3 protein-coding genes are annotated in these 3,371 nt (G+C 63.3%); all 3 read left to right on the forward strand.

From position 1 onward, the window contains the following. Positions 1–141: 141 nt before the first annotated feature. From CJ028_RS15190 to CJ028_RS15200, 3 genes are read left to right on the forward strand one after another with little or no spacing between them, the layout of a single operon-like run. Positions 142–1,362 (forward strand): tyrosine-type recombinase/integrase, encoded by a 1,221-nt coding sequence (locus tag CJ028_RS15190; RefSeq protein ID WP_105036069.1) that lies wholly within the window; start codon positions 142–144, stop codon positions 1,360–1,362. After that, entirely contained in the window at positions 1,359–2,294 is a 936-nt protein-coding gene (locus CJ028_RS15195; protein ID WP_105036070.1) for a tyrosine-type recombinase/integrase, read from the forward strand. The genes CJ028_RS15190 and CJ028_RS15195 overlap by 4 nt, the downstream gene beginning before the upstream one ends. Then, complete coding sequence (locus tag CJ028_RS15200) at positions 2,291–3,283, forward strand: tyrosine-type recombinase/integrase (protein ID WP_105036071.1); 993 nt, start codon at positions 2,291–2,293, stop codon at positions 3,281–3,283. The genes CJ028_RS15195 and CJ028_RS15200 overlap by 4 nt, the downstream gene beginning before the upstream one ends. Positions 3,284–3,371: the final 88 nt, after the last annotated feature.

Raw genomic sequence — 3,371 nt, forward strand, 5'->3', positions numbered from 1 at the left:
TGTTATGCCGACATTGTGATTATGCCGATGTTGGTCTCCGATGCCAGTCTGCGGGCGGTGGCTGGGGCAAAAAAGTCGGCATAATCACACCGCCGGTGTTGGGCTTGTCTTCTCAACTGTTGAGGCGACAAGGAGCATCTAATGACACCGACGAGACAAAGGAAGCGGGTCCAGATTCATGGCCCGCTGCATGATCATGCTGAGGGGTTCGAGGCCGAGCTGGTGCGGCTGGGATTCACCCCAACATCGAGGGTGAGCCAGTTCTATCTGCTGGCCCATTTCAGCCGTTGGCTTGAGGCAGGAGGAACGAGTCTGAGCGACCTGGCCACGTTGCAGGTGGACGATTTCCTGATTGAACGCAAGGCGACTTACACCGCGTTGTTCACCCGCAAGGCGTTGCGGCCATTGTTGGGTTGGCTGGCCGAGTCAGGGGCGATCAGCGCCGCGGTTGCTCGTGGTCCGGTTCCGCCGGAGGATCCGGCGGTGCTCGTGCGGTTTGAGCGTTACCTCCTGATGGAGCGTCGCATCGGGGCGCGGACGACGTCAGCATATGTGGTGCGGGTGCGACGGTTCCTGCGAAACTATTGCCCAGCTGAGGGGCTTGCCGGGCTGGGCGGCGGCGAGATTACACGAGCGCTTCTGGACGAGGGGGTGGGACGCGCGCCGGCGTCGGTGAAGAAGTTCGGGTATGCCCTGCGGGCATTCTTGCGGTTCTGCTTCATTACTGGCGAGATCGATCATGACCTGACCGGTGCGACCTTGGTGGTCCGGGAGCCGGTGCCGTCGTTGCTGCCGATAGGCGCCAGCGCCGCACAGATCGACACTGTACTGAAAAAATGCGACCGGAGCACGGCGGTGGGGCGGCGCGACTACGCCATAATCTTGCTGTTGAGTCGTCTCGGCCTGCGCGCCGGGGAAGTCGCCGGAATGCAGCTGGAGGATATTCATTGGCGTCACGGTGAAGTCCTCATTCGCGGCAAGGGCGCCAAAGACGAGTGTCTTCCCCTTCCCGCCGAGGTGGGTACCGCAGTGGTGGACTACTTGCAGCATGCCCGCCCGGCGGAGCCGACTCTCCGAGAGGTGTTTTGCACCGTCAAAGCGCCTCAACGCCGGCTGAGTTCACCCGCGGTTTGGCGTCTCGTGACTCACGCTTGCACCCGCGCGCAGTTGGAACCGTTCGGGCCTCACCAGTTGCGCCATGGCCTCGCTGAGGCGATGGTCGCCGCCGAAGTCCCACTGGCGGTGATCGGTCAGGTGCTGCGCCATGACGATCCCGCGACAACGGCGAACTACGCCCGGGTCGACATCGAGCGGCTGCGACTACTGGCCCAGCCCTGGCCCAACGGGGGTGAACCGTCATGACGTGGGACACGGATGTCGCCGACTATCTGCGCCTGCGCCGCCAGCTGGGGGCTCAGCTGCGCGGGCATGAACATCTGCTGCATCAGTTCGCCGCCCACCTGACCGCCGCCGGAATCGAGGCGATCACCGTGACGGAGGCCATCTCCTGGTGCAGTCTCCTCCCGGCAGGATCGGCGGTCGTGCCGATGACGCGGGCCTCTCGGCGGATGGAGGCAGTGCGTGGTTTCGCCACCTACGTGCATGCGCTCGACCCGGTCAACGAAGTGCCACCCCGAGGGATCTTCGGCGCTGTCGTGCACCGTCCGACGCCCTACATTTTTAGCGCGGCCGAGATCACCGCGGTCATCCATGCGGCCACCACTTTGGTGGGTGGGAGTCGGGCGCAGACCTACCCTGTGTTGTTCAGCCTGCTGGCTGTCACGGGGCTGCGTGTTGGTGAGGCTCTTGCCTTGGACCGTGCCACCGTTGATCTGGACGCCGGGGTCCTGCTCATCAGCCGGGGCAAGGGGCGCTACCCGCGCCTCGTCCCGCTGCATCCAACTGCGACGGCCGCCCTCGAACGTTATGCGCACTGGCGTGGTGACCAGCCTCACCATCGCGGGCCCGCGTTTTTCACCGACACAGACGGCGAACGCTTGAAATACATGACCGTTCGCGATAACTGGGTGCAGGCTTCCACCGTTGCGGGAGTGCGCACCGCGGCGCAACACCCCCGAATGCATGACCTTCGGCACGTTTTTGCGGTGAACACGCTGCTGGGCTGGTATCGCGACGGCGTCGACGTTGCCGCCAAGATGCCCGCCCTGACGACCTATCTGGGTCATTCCAATCCAGCCAATACCTACTGGTATCTCAGCGCAGTCCCCGAGCTACTCGGCTACGCTGCCGCCCGACTCGACAACGCCACGACCAGATTTCCGGTGGAGTCATGAGCAGTCTCGCGCCGCTGCTGCAGACGTTCTTCACCGACCGCCTAATCACCCAACGGCAGTCCAGCAAAAACACTATTGCCTCTTACCGTGACACGTTCACGCTGTTGCTGCGCTACGTCTGTGATCTGAAAAACACGACGCCCTCGCGGGTGGAGATCGGCGACCTCGACGCCGACATGATCACCGGGTTTCTCCACTACCTGGACGAGTCCCGAGGCAACAGTGTTCGCACCCGCAACACCCGCCTGGCCGCGATCCATTCCCTGTTCGCCTACGCCGCGCTGAGCCAACACGAGAATGCCGAGGTGATTCAACGCGTCTTAGCGATCCCTTCCGCACGAATGCACCGCAATATCGTCACCTGGCTTGATCCAGCCGAAGCCGACGCGCTGCTCGGCGCCTGCGACCAGAACACTCGCACCGGTCGACGCGATCACGCAATGTTCGCCCTGGCAATCCAAACCGGGTTGCGCATCAGCGAGATCATCGGCCTGAAGATCTCCGATGTCCATACCGGTGTTGGCGCCCACGTTCACTGCCTCGGCAAGGGCCGCAAAGAGCGACGCACCCCGCTGCTTTCCGCCACGGTCACGATTCTCACCCGATGGATCACCGAACACGGCGGTCCCGTTGACGCCCCACTCTTCACCAGCAGCACCGGCCGGGAGCTCAGCCGCGACGCCATCGAACACCGCATCCACCACACGACCACCCTCGCCGCGTTGGCTTGTCCGTCGCTGGTCGGCAAACGTGTGAGCATGCACACGCTGCGCCACACTGCCGCGATGCGGCTGCTGCACGCTGGCGTTGACACGACCGTGATTGCCCTCTGGCTTGGCCACGAACAGATCGTCACGACCAACATTTACCTCCACGCCGATATGACGCTCAAGGAAGCCGCGATCGCGAAAATCACCCCACCTGGAATCACCGCCGCAGGGCGCTACCAGCCCACCGACGCCATTCTTGCGTTCCTGGCCGCGCTGTGATTATGCCGACTTTTTTGCCCCAGCCACCGCCCGCAGACTGGCATCGGAGACCAACATCGGCATAATCACAATGTCGGCATAACACGAC

It is taken from the genome of Cryobacterium aureum, from assembly GCF_002954245.1.
GTDB classification, from domain to species: Bacteria; Actinomycetota; Actinomycetes; order Actinomycetales; family Microbacteriaceae; genus Cryobacterium; species Cryobacterium aureum.